Origin of the sequence: Vibrio sp. 1CM7H (assembly GCF_023161645.1) — a bacterium.
In the GTDB taxonomy this organism is placed as follows: Bacteria; Pseudomonadota; Gammaproteobacteria; order Enterobacterales; family Vibrionaceae; genus Vibrio; species Vibrio diabolicus.
In genome coordinates this window covers 18,686-36,939 of record NZ_JALNTV010000004.1, presented here as the reverse complement: position 1 = coordinate 36,939, position 18,254 = coordinate 18,686, and the positions used below count along the sequence as shown (strand labels likewise).

Genomic DNA, 18,254 nt, shown 5'->3' with positions numbered 1-18,254 from the left:
CGACCGCTCCCAACACACATACCGACAATAAAAAACGCTCTCCAACTGGAGAGCGTTTTTTTGGATTAGATTAATGCACTTTCATTTGCGAACTTGCGCTCATCAACGCCTTGGGCGACGTTGGCAACAACACTTCTAGCTTGGCATTGCGCGCTTCAAGCTTGCGCTGACGCTTAAGTAACTTTTGTTGTTTTTTCGCTACTTTTAACAACTTTTTCTGCTGCTTATAATGCTTTTTCAGTGCTTTTTTCGCTTTCTTAAGCGATTTTTTATCCGCTAAATCAAACCATACTGGTGCGTCGGTTCTTACTGGCTCCAGGGATTTTTCGGCTTGCTTTTTCTCTTTCACGCGCTCAACAACACGCTTCACAATCGCTGCTTTTTCGTTGCTTTGTTTTGTTGTCACAGGAATCGGTTGTACTGGCAGCGCTTCAGCCAATAAGCCACATGATTGTTGCTCGTTCAATGGCTTGTCTTGGCATTTTTGCGGCGGAATAGCGGCTGGCTTACACAGGGTATCTTTGGCCGCTGAAGAACGTGCGCAAGAGCGACAAACAAACTTTGGTGCGACAACTAAACGATGGATGTCGCCAAGCTCCGCCGCGATCTGTTTACGACTCATTTTACATAAGCGTTTAGCCATTCTACTACTCCAGCTTCCCAATTATCGACCGCATCACAACAAGTGAAATAATAATAATTCTTAGTTAGATATACAATCAGGGAGGAGAATTAGCAAGAGAAAACTATCAGTAACGATTCAGAAAGAGAGGCTTGATCACAGCACGATACACCGTACTGTGACAAGAAAAGTTGAGCGGTCAGGAAGTTATGCCATTGAGGCTTTAACGTAGACATCAAAGCGATTTTTTTTGGTTTCAATCGCCATAGTCGGCTTTTGCTCGTTCAGCCAGTTTGCATAGTCTGGGCGCTTCACCACCACGCGTTTTGTGGCTAACGCCATGGCAGGATCTAGCAAACCATCGGCGTCCAAATCGGCGCCAACCAACGATTGGAAAACGCGCATCTCTTTTTTTACGAGCGCCGATTTCTTCTTGTTTTCTGGGTGCGGATACATAGGGTCGAGATACACCACATCTGGCTGAACAAAGTCTTCATCTTGTGCCAGCTGTTCCAATGCATCATGACTGGAGGCATGGATCAGCGACATACGCTCTGATACCCAAGTTCCAATTTCAGGGTCTTGTTTCGCACGCGCTAAGCCGTCATCCAGCAACGCTGCGACTACCGGGTGTCGCTCCACCATCTGTACCTTACAGCCGAGCGAAGCCAAAACGAATGCGTCACGTCCCAGCCCCGCCGTGCCGTCTAGAACGGTTGGCGTTGCCCCTTTGTTCAAACCTGCGGCTTTTGCGATGGCTTGGCCCTTACCACCACCAAATTTTCGGCGATGTCCCACTGCGCCACCAATTAAATCGACAAAAATAGCGCCCAACTTTGGCTCATCCACTTTACGCAGCTCTAAACGCTCGGTGGTCAGCACCAAAGCAAAATCGCTCTCGTCAGTGTGAGAAAGCTGCCAGCGTGCAGCCAGTTCATCCAGATGAGGTTGTTGAGACGGGTCTTCACAGATCAATTGCAGTTGCAAAAGGAGGCTCCAATAAAAAATCGCGGTAACTGGCGCTGAGTGTATACCTAAGTTACCTCTCAATGCTAGGTTGAGCTTGATATGACAAGACTACTCAGCCGTCAGTCGCTCAACTAACTCAGAAAGCGGTTGAGGATGTCCAATACCGTAGCCTTGGCCATAATCCACACCAAGATCGATCAAATGCTGCATGACTTGTTCGTTTTCGACAAACTCCGCCACCGTCACTTTGCCTAGCTGTTTTGCCAGATCATTGATCGAGCGAACCATTACACGGTCCATTTCATTTACGTTGATATCTCGCACGAAAAGACCATCAATTTTCACGATATCAACAGGAAGTTTCTTTAAGTAACCAAATGAAGACAAGCCCGAACCGAAATCATCCAATGCAATCATACAACCCAACGCTTTGAGCTTGGTGAAGAGCTCAATGGCTTGCTCAAGATTACTCATCGCTGCTGTCTCGGTGATTTCTAGACAGATTTTTTCACACGGCATGGACGAACGTTCCAGTCGTTCCAATAAGAAATCGATAAATTCTTGATTCCCCATAGATTGACCTGAAAGGTTTATCGAACAACGGCCGAGTTTTTCAACCACCTCCGGGCGTTGCTCAAACCATTCTAGCGTTTGAGTAATGACCTGTTTATCAATCCAATGCGCAATGTTGTAGCGCTCGGAGGCAGGAATAAACAATGCAGGAGAAACATAATCACCATATCCATTGCGAATGCGCACTAAAATCTCAAAATACATCTGAGCATCGTGCTTTTGTAAGCTTTTGATCGGTTGAGCAAATAACTCTAAACGCTGATTCGACAATGCCTCATGCACCAGATTGACGCTCTGCATTTCCATCTGGCGACGTTGTAGCTCTTCGTTATCTAAGCTGAACAGATTGTAGCGGTTACGGCCTTGCTCCTTGGCGGCATGACACGCAGAGTCTGCTTGAGCATGCACCATTTGCGGCGTCTCTGCCGTATGGTCGATGATACGAATACCAATAGAACAACTGATGAACAAGCGTGTATCTTCCCAAATAAAGAGATGTTCACTCAACGTCGAGATGATCAGTTTAGCGATATTAATCGCGCCGTATTCGTCGCAATCTTTGAGTAGTACCGCAAACTCATCGCCTCCCATTCGAGCCAAGATGGAATTGTATGGCAACACTTCCTCTAACATGCTGGCGCAAAATTGAATCGCCGCGTCACCCGCATCATGCCCAACCGTATCATTGAGGACTTTTAGCTGATCTAAGTCGAGGTATAGCATGGCGTGGACGCGACGATGGCTGTCCACCTCACGCAGTGCGGTCTTGAGCTCTAGTTCAAAGTGGTTTCGGTTATAAGTCCCTGTCAGCAAGTCATAGCGCGCTTGATATTCCAATTTCTCGGAAAGCTGTTTGGTTTCTGTAATATCTTCACCCACAATCAATAGCTGATCAGATTCACTCAGTGGACGAATGTTCTCGCGTACCCAAACACGATGACCGTTTGCATGGCGATACTCGACTTCACGTCGCCAGACCCCATGCACCTGTTGATTGGGTTGCAATAGCACTTGGCGAGGAAACAGTACCTTGTCATCAAAATAAAACTCCCTTAGGCGGTGTCCGAGCATGTCCATCGGTTTGTAGCCGAGGAGTAGTTGAGCAAATCGATTCACTTCTTGAATGCGGTTATTGCAGTCGAGTGTCACCATCATGACGGGCTGTTGCTCATAATAGTTACGCAGGGTTGATTCGCGTTGATAGAGCTTATCTTCCATCAACTTACGACTAGTGATATCGCGCGCTTCAAACAAGTATTGCTTTTGATTTCCTACTTGCTGAGAAAAAGGCTTGAGTGAAATTTCCAACACCAATGTACCGTGCTCTTTACTCCAAATTTCAGCCTCAAACGTCGACACTTGATGGTGAGGCGCGTGGAAATACGCCTCAAGCAACGCTTGTGCTTTCTCACTCCAATTGGGATGAAACCAAAGTGGTCGGTCTAAACGCAGCCCTTGGTGATACAGCAAAGATTGCAGGTGATCGTTGCCCGATTTAAGTACACCGTTGGCATCCAAAATGCCCATATACTGCATGCTCTGATCAAAAATCGATTCTAAGATGGCTTGGCTTTCTCGCGCGGCACTCTCGCTGCGACGCATCCGCTGTAAATAGTAACCCATCAACAAAATGACCACCGACATCACCACAAACAGGCTACCAAACAAGCGAATTTCTTTGGCAAAACGCTCAGAAAACTTCATCGGTTTATTAAAAAATACCGCAGAGACCTCTTGCTCAGCACCCAGCCCCCAGCGCACTACAGCTTGATAATCGAGCTTGATTTCAGAATCACTTTTCTTCACGGCTGGCAGAGCTTGGTCAGGGTTATCCAATACAAACTCAAGTATCTCAGCGCTCTCAATGCCATGCCGATAACCACTTTGGATCACGCCACCAACCGCACCATGCCCTAAGCCAATGTCGTGCACCATAAACAGCGGCGCATTTGAGGCTCTGTTAACGCCAATCCAGTCACGTTCACTGCCAACCACACCCTGTTTATCTCGGTAATAAGTCCAAAACAGGACGACTTTATCTTTATTCAGCTTCGCCACTTGTTGCTTTAAGTCAATGATACTGTCGGGAATAACTTGCACAATTTTGTCGCGATATTGCGGATGTTCATGTACAAAATCGTCGATTTGATAGCGTAATACCTCTCCCGTTACGGAATGGTCACTGACAATAAGAATTTGGGTGTAATCAGGGTGTAGGCGCTCTATGAGGGCTAAATTTGCCTCCAAATCGACATCTTCTGTTACTCCTGTTGCGTTCAGAGATTGGTGCAAAGAAGGATGATAATTGTTGATGCCGTTAAATATAACCGGGGTGTCTTTGATGATTGGTGCCAAACGCTGCATCAGTTCAAGCGCGTTGTTGTCGCTCACTAAAATGGCATCGAATCGTTCTGTGCTTAATTTCGTACGATATAAGGATTCAAGCTGAGCGAAAAACTGCTCACTCTGGTTACGTTTCGAGTCTAAATAGAGCACGCGCATATCCAGCGATCGATCACCCAATTGCTGCTCGATACCTCGCTGTATGGAATCCGTCCAGAAAAAACCTTGATGATAGGAGTGCACGACCAAAACTTTCGGATCTGAGGCCGCGGCAAACGCGCTCCAACATAGCGCGACAATAACCAGAAAACGCTGCACATTATCTCCATAGCTCGGAGTTAACCCGCAGTTACTCCTGCTAAACCTTGTGAATCCTATCCGCTATGAGTATAAAAGGGAGGTAAAACTCTATCCCTAACGGAAATAATAGTATGAATGCGAGCCTGCCGAAACTCGACGACCTTGACCGCGCAATATTAAAAACACTGATGGCTGACGCCAGAACGCCCTACGCAGAAATGGCAAAGCAGTTCGATGTCAGCCCTGCCACTATCCATGTGCGTATTGAGAAGATGAAATCGGCTGATATCATCGAAGGAACGGAGGTGATCGTAAACACCAAAAAGCTCGGCTACGATGTGTGCTGCTTCATTGGAATTAACCTAAACGCAGCTCGTGATTACCATTCCGCGCTAGAAAAACTCAACGCGCTCGACGAAGTCGTTGAAGCTTACTACACCACGGGCGCGTATAACATATTCGTCAAATTGATGTGCAAATCGATTGAAGAACTGCAATTTGTGCTGATTGATAAGCTGCAAGCCATTGATGAGGTTCAGTCTACGGAGACATTAATATCGCTGCAGAACCCAATTAACCGCAGTGTGAATCCGTGAATTTTTTATAAAAAATAGACAAAAAAGGCCAACCGAATGGTTGGCCTTAGTATTTTTGGAAAGACAGCGTGCGCTTACGCTGCAATACCAGAATGGCGCAATAGCGCATCAATTTGTGGTTCACGACCACGGAAGCGCTTAAACAGCTCCATTGGCTCTTCACTGCCACCCATTTCTAGGATGTTATTCAGGAAGCTTTGACCCGTTTCTTTGTTGAAGATGCCTTCTTCTTCAAAGCGAGAATACGCGTCTGACGACAGCACTTCAGCCCACAGATAGCTGTAGTAACCCGCGCTGTAACCACCAGCGAAGATGTGACCAAAGCTGTGCGAGAAGCGCGCCCACTCAACAGCTGGAACCACCGCGACTTTCTCTTTCACTTTCGCCAGCGTTTCTAAAACGCGTGCACCCACTTCTGGGTCGTATTCGGTGTGCAGAGTAAAGTCGAACAAACCGAATTCTAGCTGACGCAAAATGCCCATCGCCGACTGGAAGTTCTTCGCCGCGAGCATCTTATCTAGCATCGCTTTTGGCAACGGCTCGCCTGTCTCATAGTGACCAGAAATAAACGCCAGTGCGTCTTCTTCCCAACACCAGTTTTCCAGGAACTGACTTGGCAATTCAACCGCATCCCAAGGTACGCCATTAATGCCTGATACCGCGCCAGTTTCTACTTGAGTCAGCATGTGGTGGATGCCGTGACCAAATTCATGGAAAAGTGTCACAACTTCATCGTGCGTAAACAGTGCTGGCTTGTCGCCCACTGGACGGTTGAAGTTACACGTTAGGTAAGCCACCGGCGTTTGCAGTTCGCCAGAGAGCGTAATACGACGACCACGACAGTCATCCATCCACGCGCCTCCACGTTTGTGCTCACGTGCGTAGAGATCTAAGTAGAAACTGCCACGCAGTGCGCCTTCAGCGTCAAAGATATCGAAGAAACGCACAGATTCGTGCCAAGTGTCCACGCCTTCGCGCTCAGTAACTGTCATGCCAAACACGCGGTTTAGCACTTCAAACAGACCACTGACAACCTTTGATTCTGGGAAGTACGGGCGCAGTTCTTCATCCGAGATTTGGAACAAGTGCTGCTTTTGTTTCTCGCTGTAGTAAGCAATATCCCACACATTCAATTCTTCAACGCCAAACTCACTTTTCGCAAACTGACGCAACTCTTCGACTTCACGTTCACCTTGTGGTTTCGCACGTGTCGCTAGGTCATTCAAGAAGCCCAACACTTGATCTGGCGTTTCGGCCATTTTCGTTGCTAACGATTTCTCGCTGTAAGTATTGAAACCCAACATGCGTGAAATTTCGTGACGCAGTCTCAGTTGCTCAGTAATGATTTCTGAGTTGTCCCACTTACCAGCATTTGGACCGCGATCAGAGGCGCGTGTCACATACGCTTCGTACACTTCTTTACGCAACTCTTGGTTGTCGCAGTACGTCATGACAGGTAGGTAAGATGGGATATCCAGCGTAATGAGGTAACCATCTAGCTCTTTTGCTTCTGCCGCGGCTTTTGCTGCTGCCAGCGCCGATTCTGGCATGCCAGCAAGGTCTTTCTCATCCGTGATGTGCTTGGTCCAACCCATGGTGGCATCCAGTACATTGTTAGAGAATTTAGAGCTGAGCTCAGACATGCGTTTGCTGATTTCGCCGTAACGGTGCTGCTCATCGGATGGCAAACCAATACCCGATAACTCAAAGTCTCGTAGCGCATCGGTGATGGTTTTTTGTTGAGCGCGAGTCAGCGTTGCGAATGCATCACTGGCTTTAATTGCTTTGTACGCTTCGTACAGGCCTTTGTGCTGACCAACCCAAGTGCCGTACTCTGACAAAATTGGCAAACAACTTTCGTACGCCTCACGCAGATCTTCGCTGTTCACCACGGAGTTCATGTGACCCACTGGCGACCAAATGCGGCTTAAGCGGTCATCCGCTTCTTCAATTGGCGCAATCACACTGTCCCAAGTTGGGTGAGCATTATCTTTTAGAACTTCATCGATTTTCGCTCGGCAGTCAGCAATCGCTTGTTCAACAGCAGGCTTGATGTGTTCTGGTTTAATTTGAGAAAACGGAGGTAAGTCCGTAAACGTCAGAAGAGGATTAGACATGAATAATTCCTTTTGTGTTTTGACTCTGTGATTGCCTGTCTATTTTGTGTAGATAGGCCAACTCAATGTACAGACGAGCCAGCAACATGGATTGGGGGAGCTCCGTTCCCTTTCTCTATGCTGCGATGACCATATAGTCAACGAGCGCTACTCTGTCCTTGAGTCTTGTTATACCTAAATGAGATTTCACACTCTTTGAGCACGAGAAACTCACCTAGTTCAATTCGATTACCAATAGTAAGTGTGGGTGACTTAAAGAAATTTCAATAGTGAGCCCCTATTAGAGGAACGGATTTGATTGGAAGTTCTACATCTTTAAGTTACTTGAGTATAATACCGCCATAGAGTGAAAATCACAGACCACACTCAACCAAAGAGTGTTTCGAGAGTTTAATTTGTTAAGTTACCGCCACAGCTTCCACGCCGGCAACCATGCCGACGTGGTCAAACACATCGTTCAAAGCCTCATTCTTGATGCGCTGAAACAAAAAGATAAGCCATTCGTTTATCACGATACCCACTCGGGTGTGGGCCGTTACGATCTGACTCACGAATGGTCTGAAAAAACGGGCGAATACAAGCAAGGCATCGCTCGTATTTGGGATAACCCAAACATTCCTGAAGATATCAAAAGCTACATCGATGCCATCAAAGTACTCAACAACGGCGAGAAGCTGCGTTACTACCCAGGCTCACCACGTGTAGCGCGCGCGCAAGTCCGCCCACAAGATCGCATGGTGCTGACGGAGCTGCACCCAGCCGATCATCCATTGTTGGAGCAAGAATTCCATCGCGATCGCCAAGTGAGCATCTTCAAAGAGGACGGGTTCCAGCGTCTAAAAGCCAGCTTGCCGCCACAAGAGCGTCGTGGTTTGGTACTAATTGACCCACCATACGAGCTCGCGAAAGAGTACCGCGATGTAGTGCGCGCGATTCATCAGAGCCATAAGCGTTGGGCAACCGGTATCTACGCGATTTGGTACCCAGTGGTAAACCGTCACGACATCGAAGATATGATCGAAGGCCTGGAAGCACTAGGCATTCGTAAAATTCTGCAAATCGAGTTAGGTGTCGCACCCGATACCAACGAGCGCGGCATGACGGCATCCGGCATGATTGTGATTAACCCGCCGTGGAAACTGGAAAGCCAGATGAAAGAGATTCTGCCATTCCTGCAAGACGCGATCGCACCAGCCACCGGCCACTGGAAAGTGGACTGGATTGTGCCAGAGTAAGCTAATCTGCACCGAAACCTCTCAGCGCAACGACATTTTCGTTGCGCTTTTTTATACTCTCAACTTTGCCCTCTCATCGCGCTTATTCTTCTTTTTGTGCCTCTCATCGCTATTTGTCATAAGTAATGTCGCTTTTTCCCATTTAGGAATTCGTTACATTCGATTTATGATAGTGGGATAACGGTGGCATTGAGTTCGGGCAAGGTCATCCCAATCTATCTATGTACCAGATAAAATTTATAAGCTCTTGGAGAAAGTAATGGCGACTCATTTTGACTATATCTGTATCGGTGGCGGCAGTGGCGGCATCGCATCTGCAAACCGTGCGGCGATGTACGGCGCGAAAGTTGCGCTAATCGAAGCTCAAGACCTTGGCGGTACCTGTGTCAACGTAGGTTGTGTACCGAAGAAAGTGATGTGGCACGGCGCACAAATCGCAGAAGCAATGAACCTGTACGCAGAAGATTACGGTTTTGATGTCGACGTGAAAGGTTTCGACTGGAGCAAACTGGTTGAGAGCCGTCAGGCGTACATTGGTCGTATTCACCAATCTTACGATCGCGTTCTTGGCAACAACAAAGTAAACGTGATTAAAGGCTTTGCTAAGTTTGTTGACGAGAAAACCGTAGAAGTAAACGGTGAACATTATACTGCGGATCACATCCTGATCGCGGTGGGTGGTCGTCCTACTATTCCAAACATTCCAGGCGCTGAATACGGCATCGATTCAAACGGCTTCTTCGACCTAGCAGAGCAACCAAAACGCGTTGCGGTTGTCGGCGCTGGCTACATCGCAGTTGAAATTGCTGGCGTGCTGCACGCACTAGGTACAGAAACGCACCTGTTCGTACGTAAAGAGTCACCACTGCGTAGCTTCGATCCAATGATCATCGATACGTTGGTTGAAGTGATGGAAGCAGAAGGCCCAACACTGCACACCCATTCTGTACCAAAAGAAGTGGTAAAAGAAACCGATGGCAGCCTAACTCTGCACCTAGAAAACGGTGAGAGCCAAAACGTTGACCAACTGATTTGGGCAATCGGTCGTCACCCAGCAACAGACGCAATCAACCTAGCGTCAACCGGCGTGGCAACGAACGAAAAAGGCTACATCAAGGTAGACGAATACCAAGAAACCAACGTGAAAGGCATCTACTGTGTGGGTGACATCATGGAAGGCGGTATCGAGCTAACACCAGTAGCAGTGAAAGCGGGTCGTCAACTTTCTGAGCGTTTGTTCAACAATAAACCAAACGCGAAGATGGACTACGATTTGGTTCCAACTGTGGTATTTAGCCACCCACCAATCGGCACTATCGGTCTTACAACGCAAGAAGCGGAAGAGAAGTACGGCAAAGACAACATCAAAGTCTACACATCTGGCTTTACTGCGATGTACACCGCCGTTACTAAGCACCGTCAACCATGTAAGATGAAGCTTGTATGTGCGGGCGAAGAAGAAACGGTTGTTGGTCTGCACGGCATCGGTTTCACGGTAGATGAAATGATCCAAGGCTTCGGCGTAGCAATGAAGATGGGCGCAACCAAAGCAGACTTCGACTCTGTTGTGGCTATCCACCCAACGGGCTCAGAAGAATTCGTAACGATGCGTTAATTGCGCGCTAATCGCATTGCTGATTTCAGCGAATCATTCGAAAAGGTCACCTTAGGGTGACCTTTTTTGTTTGCCCATGCTTAACTCGCATTCTCCAATAACGTGCGAATAAACTCGGCTTTGATAGCACTCTCCTGCTTACCGTCATGAATCAGACACAAGTCTGCACGCAGTGACTCTTTCAGCTTGATAAAACGAATCCCATGCCAATGATGCTGAGAAAACGTCGACGGCACCAACGTCACGGTGTTGCTGTTTGCCACATACGCCATCAAGGTGCTTGGCTCCACCACTTGTTTGCCAATATGGGGTGAAAAGCCTTCTTGCAGACAGGCATTGATGATGAAGTTTGCCGAGGCAGAATTCGCCAAACTCATAAACGCAAACTCACACGTCTTTAAATCTTGGAGCCGCAGCAAAGATTTGCTGGCTAACTCATGTTGCTCCGACACCGCCACCACAAACACATCTTTGCCCAAAGACACCGACTGATACGGATAAATGTTGAGTGCATCGGCAAAACGTACAATGCCCACGTCGATTTTCTTCTCACTCAGATGCTTCTTTTGCGTCTCTGGGTTGAGGTCAAAAATGTCGGCGTGATAAGTGTCATGCTCAGCATGGAAGCCCTGCAACAGACGATCAAATCCGCCCCAAAATGCGCTACTTACCACACCAACTCGCAGGATATTTCTCTGGTTCAAACCCACTTGCTGCACTTGATTGAGCGAGACATCTAAGGTCTGAAAAATCAGTTGGCATTTGGACTCCAACAATCGCCCTGCCTCCGTCAGCATGACGTTTCTTGAATCACGCTCAAACAGTTTGACGTTAAGCACCTCTTCCAACTCTTTGATGCGATTGCTCAACGGCGAATTGGTAATATTGAGGTTCTCGGCGGCCTTAGTGAAATGCTTGGTTTGTGCGACCTCGTAAAAGTAACGCAGCATCTTCAGCGTCACGCGCTCAAATGGTTCTGACTTCATGCATTGAGTCCTAGCGAATTTCATCATCCTCTTTTTAAGGATGATAGTAGCGAATAAAGCAAAGATAACCAGCGCAGAAAGTCACACAATGGAATCAACACACAACCAGAAGGTGACTAACATGAATCACGATCCAGTAATCGGCGCGCTACAAACCATTCGCGAACGCAAACCAAACTTCCAACCTAAAGCGGCGTTTATTTTAGGCTCTGGCTTAGGCGTATTGGCAGACGAGCTACAAGACAAAGTGGTCATTCCATACGAAGAGCTCGAAGGCTTTCCGGTTAGCACCGTGCAAGGCCACTCTGGTGAGTTGGTACTTGGCACCATGGGCGGCGTAGACGTAGTGTGCATGAAAGGTCGCGGTCACTACTACGAACACGGCTCAATGAAGGTCATGACAACACCCGTACGAACCTTTAAAAAGCTGGGCTGTGAGTTTCTGCTCGTCACCAACGCGGCAGGCTCACTTCGCCCTGAGCGTATTGATGTCGGCTCTCTGGTGGTATTTCATGACCACATCAACACCATGCCTGAATCGCCAATGATCGGTCCGAATGATGAAGAGTACGGCCCGAGGTTCTTCAGCCTCGCCAATGCGTACGACAAAGGCCTGCGCGCAGAAGCGTTTGAAGTCGGCAAAGCCAATGGTATTCACCTCAATGAAGGCGTGTTTGTCTCTTACACAGGCCCCAACTTTGAGACCGCAGCTGAAATCCGCATGATGCAAATCATCGGTGGTGATGTGGTGGGCATGTCGGTCGTGCCAGAAGTGATTTCTGCGGCGCATTGCGGCTTACCCGTATTGGCAGTGTGTGCGATCACCAACATGGCAGAAGGCTTGGGAGATGTAGAATTGTCTCACGCCCAAACATTGAAGTGCGCGAAGCTAGCCGAAGCAGATTTTATTCGCTTTATTAAGCGCTTTATGAAGCATCACTTCTAAAGCCGTTTCATTCCAAAAAGCAAAAGGGTCATCAAGTAACTTGATGACCCTTTTTCGTATCACGTTTTCTAACGTTCGGGGGTATTTCGGAGCCGTTTGTGCGTTTTACTTAACTGCGCGCACCAATTCAGCAATGCCTTCCCAATCGCCGTTGTCCATCATTGCGGTTGGCACCATCCAAGTACCGCCACAAGCCACAACCAATTTCAGCGCTAGGTAATCTTCCACGTTGGATGGGCTTACACCACCTGTCGGCATGAATTCCACAGGGTAAACCGCCGTCAGTGCTTTCAGCATGTTTACGCCGCCTGATGGCTCAGCAGGGAAGAACTTCAACGTACGCAGACCCATTTCCATCGCTTGCTCAACCAAGCTTGGGTTGTTTACACCCGGTACGATAGTCACACCACGTTGCTGACAGTATTTCACTGTGGTTGGGTTGAAGCCTGGGCTAACGATAAAGTCCACGCCCGCTTCGATCGCGATATCCACTTGTTCTGTGGTCAGAACGGTGCCCGCGCCAATCAACAATTCTGGGTACGCTTCACGCATGATGCGAATCGATTCCGCCGCCGCTTCGGTGCGGAATGTCACTTCCGCACATGGTAAACCGTTTTCTACCAACACTTTTGCCAGTGGCAGAGCGTGTGCTACGTCGTTGATTGCGATAACTGGGACGATTTTGATTTCTCTTAATCGTTGTTCAAGTGTTGTCATGGGGAACCTCTAAAGAATAAAGCTTAATGTTGCGACGATAATAAACGCGATACCGCCAAGTAACGTTTCCATTACCGTCCAAGTTTTTAATGTGGTTTTCTCATCCATCTCAAGCAGACGAGATACCAACCAGAAACCAGAGTCATTGAAGTGAGACAGTACCGTTGCACCACCCGCAATCGCGATTACGATAAAGCAAAGGTCTAGTTCACTCAAACCTGTTGATGCAGCCACAACTGGCGCGATAAGAGCCGCCGTAGTGGTTAGCGCTACAGTTGCCGAGCCTTGAGCAACACGTAGACAGGTTGAAATCACAAACGCCGCCACAATCACAGGCATACCTGTATCTGTAAGAACGTCAGCCAGTGCATCACCGATGCCGCTTGAGCGCAGTACGCCGCCAAACATGCCACCAGCACCCGTTACTAGGATAACGCCACAGATTGGAGCCAATGACTCACCACACAATTTTTCTAGTTTTGCCATGCCGTAGTCTTTGGCAAACACAGCCAGACAGACAATCAAAGTAATCAGCAACGCGACTGGGGTTTTACCTAGCATACGTAGGAACTCAACCAGTGCCGTTTTGCCATCAATCAAACCTGCAACCGCCAGTGTGTTCAATACCGTATCCAAACAGATTAGCAGGACTGGCAGCACAAGGATGGTCATAACCGTGCCAAATTTTGGTGCGTTGCGCTCATCCACCATTGCTTCGCCATTAAAGAAGGCTTTAGATAGTGGGATATCGAATTTTTTGCCCGCGTACAAACCAAATAGGTAAGCGCCAAGGTACCAAGTTGGAATAGCAACCAAAATACCCACCACCAATAGCAGACCGATGTTTGCGCCAAGGAATTCTGCCGCTGCAACCGGACCTGGGTGTGGTGGAACAAACGCGTGCATAACCGCAAAAGCACCGGCAGCAGGCAACGCGTATTTAATTGGTGAGCCACCAAAACGAGCCGCCACACTTAGGATGATTGGCATCATCACTACAAGGCCAGCATCGAAGAAGATTGGGAAGCCAAACAGTAATGAAGCGACGCCCAAAGCAAATGGTGCGCGCTCTTTACCAAAGCGACCAATCAAAGTGTCTGCCAGCACTTTCGCACCGCCAGTCACTTCAAGAATTTTACCGATCATCGCACCAAGACCAACCAGCAATGCCACGGAAGCCAGTGTGCCACCGAAGCCGCCCATCATGGTCGATACGACTTTCTCAGAAGGAACGCCAGTGGCGATTGCTGTGCCTAAACTCACCATAGTAAGGGAAGCAAAAGCATGGACTTTCAGTTTAATGATCAGAACGAGTAACGCTGCAATGGCAAGGCCTGCAATCGTCAGTAGGAACGTAGGATCTGGGGCTTGGGTTAATTGCTCCATAGGTTCACCTTTAAGAATTATTGTTTGTGTTATGGTTCACATTTATTTCAGTTACCGGTAACATGTTACCGATAACATGAATAAGATAAACCCATATTTTAAAGTGAATTCAAAAATTGAGATCACGCGCAAATTTGGTTATGAGGATAAGTTATGGCTGGTAGTAGTGTCATCGTTATGGGCGTTTGTGCTAGTGGTAAAAGCACAATTGGTGAGCATCTAGCGAAAAAGCTAGGGCGTAAATTCATTGATGGTGATGATCTTCATCCACGAGCGAACATTCAGAAAATGGCATCGGGCCAGCCTCTGAACGATGATGATCGCAAGCCATGGCTAGAACGCATTCGTGATGCGGCGTACAGCCTAGAAAGCAAAAACGAACACGGCATTATTGTCTGTTCAGCACTGAAAAAGATTTACCGCGATCAGATCCGCGAAGGCAACGACAACGTGACCTTCCTGTTCCTTGATGGCGATATGGAGTTGATCCTTAATCGCATGCGTATGCGCAAAGGCCACTTCATGAAAGAAAACATGGTGAAGAGCCAATTCGAGACGCTAGAGCGCCCAGACAACGAGCCTCAAACTCTGATCATCAGTATCGACGGAGACATCAGCGACGTGGTGGAACGCTCTGCCGCTGAGCTAATCAAAATGCAAGCGATCGAGGTGGCGTAATGACTCACTCTGTTGTTCTTGAGGTCACACAACGTTTGACCGAGCGCAGCCGTGAAGCGCGCGCTGCGTTTCTTGCTCGCACCGAAGTGCAAGCCGAAGCTGGCAAAGGCCGTGTTGGTTTATCTTGTGGTAACTTAGCCCATGCAGTCGCCGCTTCTTGCTCTTCTGAAAAGAAAAATATTCTCGATTTTACTCATGCCAATGTCGCGCTGATCAGCGCCTACAACGACATGTTGAGCGCCCACCAGCCGTACCAAGACTACCCAGCGCAAATCAAACAAGTGCTGGCGGACTACGGCCATACGGCGCAAGTCGCAGGTTGTGTGCCAGCGATGTGCGATGGGGTGACTCAAGGTCAAGCAGGCATGGATATGTCGCTGTTTTCGCGAGACTTAATTGCGCAATCAACGGCGTTGTCTTTGAGCCACAATGTCTTTGATGCCACATTGCTGCTTGGCATCTGTGACAAAATCGCCCCGGGGCAACTGATGGGCGCGCTGTCTTACGCGCACCTGCCGACTGCGTTTGTACCAGCGGGTCTGATGGCAACAGGCATCAGCAACGAAGAGAAAGTCGACGTGCGCCAAAAATACGCAGCGGGTGAAGTCGGCAAAGACGCTCTGCTGGATATGGAGTGTCGCGCTTACCACTCTGCGGGTACGTGTACGTTTTACGGCACCGCCAACACCAACCAGTTGGTGTTCGAAGCCATGGGCTTGATGCTGCCAGGTTCGGCATTCATCCATCCCCATACCCAACTGCGTAAAGCGTTAACCGATCACGCGGCTCTGAAAATCGCCTCAATGACGGCGGGTTCTGCACACTTCCGTCCGTTGGCAGAAGTGGTCACAGAAAAGAGCTTGGTCAACGGCATCATCGCTCTACTCGCATCTGGCGGCAGTACCAATCACACCATTCATATGATCGCCGTGGCGCGTGCTGCTGGCATCTTGCTCACGTGGCAAGACATCAGCGATCTGTCGGATGTGGTTCCTTTGTTAGCTCGCGTTTACCCGAACGGCCCAGCCGATATGAACGCGTTCCAAGATGCGGGTGGCGTGCCAGCGTTATTGTACCGCTTGAACGAATCCGAGCTTTTGCATCGCGATGTGAAACCCGTATTTGGTGAATTTGAAGACCAAATGACGCTACCGAGTCTTGTCGATGGACAACTGACTTGGACACCGTGCCAAGGCAGCCAAGACGGTGACGTGATCGCCAAACCGGAGGCCACTTTCCAAGACACTGGCGGCACTCGCGTACTGACTGGCAACTTGGGTAAAGCAGTGGTGAAAGTCTCTGCGGTGAAAGAAGATCAGCGCATCATCGAAGCGCCTGCGAGCGTATTCCAATGCCAACACGAAGTGGAAGCGGCGTACAAACGCGGTGAGCTAAACCAAGATTGCATCGTTGTGGTCACACACAACGGCCCAGCGGCAAACGGCATGCCTGAACTGCACAAGCTGATGCCCATTTTAGGTAACGTGCAAAAAGCGGGCTTTAAAGTGGCGCTGGTTACTGACGGTCGTTTATCTGGCGCGTCAGGTAAAATTCCGTCTGCGATTCATGTTTCTCCAGAAGCCATTCGTGGTGGCGCGATTGGTTTGGTGCGCAACGGTGATTTGATTCGCCTGGATTGCCAAACGGGCGAACTGAACAACTTAAGCGATACCACTGGTCGCGAGTTGATTCATTTCGACACCGAATCTACCCAACAAACATGGGGACGAGGCTTGTTTAGCGTGATCCGCCAAAACGTCTCTAGCGCAGAAGAAGGCGCAAGCTTCATTGTTTAAGGCGAGAAGAAAGACTCGTCATTTCGACAAGCCTAAGCAAGATCAGGAATTTAATATCAACGTGCTGTGAAGCCAGAGAAAACACCTCTGCCACAGCACTTTTTTGTTGGTAGATTCTGAATCACGCTCGTCCCTCGCTGTTCAGAATGACGAGATGTGGGATTGGTCATTTTTCTTTTTTAATAAACGAATTAGTCCGTCATTCCGACGAGCCTAGGCGAGATCAGGAATCTACTATCAACGTGCTGTGAAGCCAGAGAAAACACCTCTGCCACAGCACTTTTTGTTGGTAGATTCTGAATCACGCTCGTCCCTCGCTGTTCAGAATGACGAGCTTTGGGATTGGTCATTTCTCTTTTTAAATAAACGAATTAGTCCATCATTCCGACGAGCCTAGGCGAGATCAGGGATCTACTATCAACGTGTTGTGAAGCCAGAGAAACCCCCTCTGCCACTGCACTTTGTTGTCGGTAGATTCTGAATCACGCGCGTCCCTCGCTGTTCAGAATGAAGATATCTGGGGTTCAGAGGATTGCATTAAGCGGTTTTCATCACCACGACCGCAGCAATCACCACAAAGATACCAAACCAGCCGATTGGCTTGAGTTTCTGCTTAAACAGCAAGGCACCACCCACTGCGGTACCCAAGATACCAATCGCGCCCCAAGAGGCATAAGCAATGGCTAAGTCGATCTCTTTCACCGCTTGCGCCAACAGCGTGAACGCAGCCAGTACCAACACAATCGCGGTAATGCCCCAGCCTTTGTATTTAAAGCCGTGAGAACGTGTGAGCGCCATGTTCGCCACGATGTCGACCAAGGCAGCCATCACGACAAATCCAAATGACATCGTAAAAAATTGACTCATGATTCACACCTTACACTTGTAGAAAATGAACGTTCTTTTGCCAGTTTATCGGCGTTTTTCTTGGTGTTAGATTGACCGTGTGACTCCCCTAAAGTCACACAAACGATGCCGATGACAGCTAACATCAAACCAAGCAGCTCTTGGGTATTTAAGTCAGAATCAAACAACACGATTGAAACGACCGTGATCAATGAGATACCCAACCCTTCCCAAACAGCGTATGCCACGCCGATAGAAATCTTTTTCGCTGCAATCGAGAGGAAGTAGTACGACACCGCAATCAATACGTACATCACGATGTAGCCCAACCATCCATGACCTTGTCCGATAAAAGACATGGTGCTGGTGCCTGCTACTTCGGCAACGATGGCGAGCAATAAAAATAGACGTGCAACTAGCATGATGAATCCTCCATCAGAAATTAAAAAACTGCATAACGGAGAATGGTGAATGTCACGCATCTGTATCGACATTCAAAAAGTTAAAAAGATAAAAATGAGCCACTTCT

General features: G+C 48.4%; 15 protein-coding genes. 6 read left to right on the top strand and 9 right to left on the bottom strand.

Annotated elements, in window-relative coordinates:
* Positions 1-70: 70 nt before the first annotated feature.
* From MSG33_RS15835 to MSG33_RS15825, 3 genes are all read right to left on the bottom strand, one after another.
* On the bottom strand, positions 71-643 hold the full coding sequence (locus MSG33_RS15835; protein WP_161445579.1) for a hypothetical protein: 573 nt from the start codon (positions 641-643) through the stop codon (positions 71-73).
* 186 nt (positions 644-829) lie between these two features.
* Entirely contained in the window at positions 830-1,609 is a 780-nt protein-coding gene (locus MSG33_RS15830) for a class I SAM-dependent methyltransferase (protein WP_005394395.1), read from the bottom strand.
* 90 nt (positions 1,610-1,699) lie between these two features.
* Complete coding sequence (locus MSG33_RS15825; RefSeq protein ID WP_248381431.1) at positions 1,700-4,825, bottom strand: EAL domain-containing protein; 3,126 nt, start codon at positions 4,823-4,825, stop codon at positions 1,700-1,702.
* A 113-nt stretch (positions 4,826-4,938) separates the two neighbouring features.
* Between MSG33_RS15825 and asnC the strand changes: the two genes are divergently transcribed.
* The gene (asnC, locus tag MSG33_RS15820) at positions 4,939-5,403 is read left to right on the top strand and encodes a transcriptional regulator AsnC (RefSeq protein ID WP_005394393.1); all 465 of its coding nucleotides are present in this window, start codon (positions 4,939-4,941) and stop codon (positions 5,401-5,403) included.
* A gap of 74 nt (positions 5,404-5,477) precedes the next feature.
* On the opposite strand, the gene prlC is transcribed toward asnC, so the two are convergent.
* Positions 5,478-7,520, bottom strand: a complete 2,043-nt coding sequence (prlC, locus tag MSG33_RS15815) for an oligopeptidase A (protein WP_006741761.1) — start codon at positions 7,518-7,520, stop codon at positions 5,478-5,480.
* Between the two features lie 395 nt (positions 7,521-7,915).
* Here prlC and MSG33_RS15810 point away from each other — a divergent pair, with 395 nt between their 5' ends.
* Positions 7,916-8,755, top strand: coding sequence for a 23S rRNA (adenine(2030)-N(6))-methyltransferase RlmJ (locus tag MSG33_RS15810; protein WP_012841238.1), 840 nt, complete (start codon positions 7,916-7,918; stop codon positions 8,753-8,755).
* A 259-nt stretch (positions 8,756-9,014) separates the two neighbouring features.
* Entirely contained in the window at positions 9,015-10,370 is a 1,356-nt protein-coding gene (gorA, locus tag MSG33_RS15805; RefSeq protein ID WP_104974633.1) for a glutathione-disulfide reductase, read from the top strand.
* Between the two features lie 80 nt (positions 10,371-10,450).
* Here the strand turns inward: gorA and MSG33_RS15800 are convergent, their stop codons facing one another.
* Complete coding sequence (locus MSG33_RS15800; RefSeq protein ID WP_025611398.1) at positions 10,451-11,356, bottom strand: LysR family transcriptional regulator; 906 nt, start codon at positions 11,354-11,356, stop codon at positions 10,451-10,453.
* A 121-nt stretch (positions 11,357-11,477) separates the two neighbouring features.
* On the opposite strand from MSG33_RS15800, the gene xapA reads away from it, so the two are divergent.
* Positions 11,478-12,302 carry a xanthosine phosphorylase gene (gene xapA, locus MSG33_RS15795; protein ID WP_248381430.1) on the top strand — a complete coding sequence of 275 codons (825 nt, stop codon included), beginning with the start codon at positions 11,478-11,480 and terminating at the stop codon, positions 12,300-12,302.
* A 105-nt stretch (positions 12,303-12,407) separates the two neighbouring features.
* Here xapA and MSG33_RS15790 read toward each other — a convergent pair whose 3' ends face one another.
* Complete coding sequence (locus tag MSG33_RS15790) at positions 12,408-13,019, bottom strand: bifunctional 4-hydroxy-2-oxoglutarate aldolase/2-dehydro-3-deoxy-phosphogluconate aldolase (RefSeq protein ID WP_248381429.1); 612 nt, start codon at positions 13,017-13,019, stop codon at positions 12,408-12,410.
* Positions 13,020-13,028: 9 nt separating this feature from the next.
* Positions 13,029-14,405 carry a GntP family permease gene (locus tag MSG33_RS15785; protein ID WP_005478622.1) on the bottom strand — a complete coding sequence of 459 codons (1,377 nt, stop codon included), beginning with the start codon at positions 14,403-14,405 and terminating at the stop codon, positions 13,029-13,031.
* 153 nt (positions 14,406-14,558) lie between these two features.
* On the opposite strand from MSG33_RS15785, the gene MSG33_RS15780 reads away from it, so the two are divergent.
* Complete coding sequence (locus MSG33_RS15780; protein WP_005478642.1) at positions 14,559-15,083, top strand: gluconokinase; 525 nt, start codon at positions 14,559-14,561, stop codon at positions 15,081-15,083.
* Complete coding sequence (gene edd, locus MSG33_RS15775) at positions 15,083-16,879, top strand: phosphogluconate dehydratase (protein WP_248381428.1); 1,797 nt, start codon at positions 15,083-15,085, stop codon at positions 16,877-16,879. The genes MSG33_RS15780 and edd overlap by 1 nt, the downstream gene beginning before the upstream one ends.
* Positions 16,880-17,416: 537 nt before the next feature.
* Here edd and MSG33_RS15770 read toward each other — a convergent pair.
* On the bottom strand, positions 17,417-17,746 hold the full coding sequence (locus MSG33_RS15770; RefSeq protein ID WP_053807555.1) for an SMR family transporter: 330 nt from the start codon (positions 17,744-17,746) through the stop codon (positions 17,417-17,419).
* The gene (locus MSG33_RS15765) at positions 17,743-18,147 is read right to left on the bottom strand and encodes an SMR family transporter (RefSeq protein ID WP_012841241.1); all 405 of its coding nucleotides are present in this window, start codon (positions 18,145-18,147) and stop codon (positions 17,743-17,745) included. Before MSG33_RS15765 ends, MSG33_RS15770 begins: the two co-directional genes overlap by 4 nt.
* Between the last annotated feature and the right edge of the window lie 107 nt (positions 18,148-18,254).

What these genes read in the sequence shown, in the direction of transcription:
- MSG33_RS15835 (WP_161445579.1), bottom strand. Translation starts at nt 643, where the DNA reads ATGGCTAAACGCTTATGTAAAATGAGTCGTAAACAGATCGCGGCGGAG.
- MSG33_RS15800 (WP_025611398.1), bottom strand. Translation starts at nt 11,356, where the DNA reads ATGAAGTCAGAACCATTTGAGCGCGTGACGCTGAAGATGCTGCGTTAC.
- MSG33_RS15770 (WP_053807555.1), bottom strand. Translation starts at nt 17,746, where the DNA reads ATGAGTCAATTTTTTACGATGTCATTTGGATTTGTCGTGATGGCTGCC.
- edd (WP_248381428.1), top strand. Translation starts at nt 15,083, where the DNA reads ATGACTCACTCTGTTGTTCTTGAGGTCACACAACGTTTGACCGAGCGC.
- MSG33_RS15785 (WP_005478622.1), bottom strand. Translation starts at nt 14,405, where the DNA reads ATGGAGCAATTAACCCAAGCCCCAGATCCTACGTTCCTACTGACGATT.
- xapA (WP_248381430.1), top strand. Translation starts at nt 11,478, where the DNA reads ATGAATCACGATCCAGTAATCGGCGCGCTACAAACCATTCGCGAACGC.
- MSG33_RS15765 (WP_012841241.1), bottom strand. Translation starts at nt 18,147, where the DNA reads ATGCTAGTTGCACGTCTATTTTTATTGCTCGCCATCGTTGCCGAAGTA.
- gorA (WP_104974633.1), top strand. Translation starts at nt 9,015, where the DNA reads ATGGCGACTCATTTTGACTATATCTGTATCGGTGGCGGCAGTGGCGGC.
- MSG33_RS15780 (WP_005478642.1), top strand. Translation starts at nt 14,559, where the DNA reads ATGGCTGGTAGTAGTGTCATCGTTATGGGCGTTTGTGCTAGTGGTAAA.
- MSG33_RS15790 (WP_248381429.1), bottom strand. Translation starts at nt 13,019, where the DNA reads ATGACAACACTTGAACAACGATTAAGAGAAATCAAAATCGTCCCAGTT.
- prlC (WP_006741761.1), bottom strand. Translation starts at nt 7,520, where the DNA reads ATGTCTAATCCTCTTCTGACGTTTACGGACTTACCTCCGTTTTCTCAA.
- asnC (WP_005394393.1), top strand. Translation starts at nt 4,939, where the DNA reads ATGAATGCGAGCCTGCCGAAACTCGACGACCTTGACCGCGCAATATTA.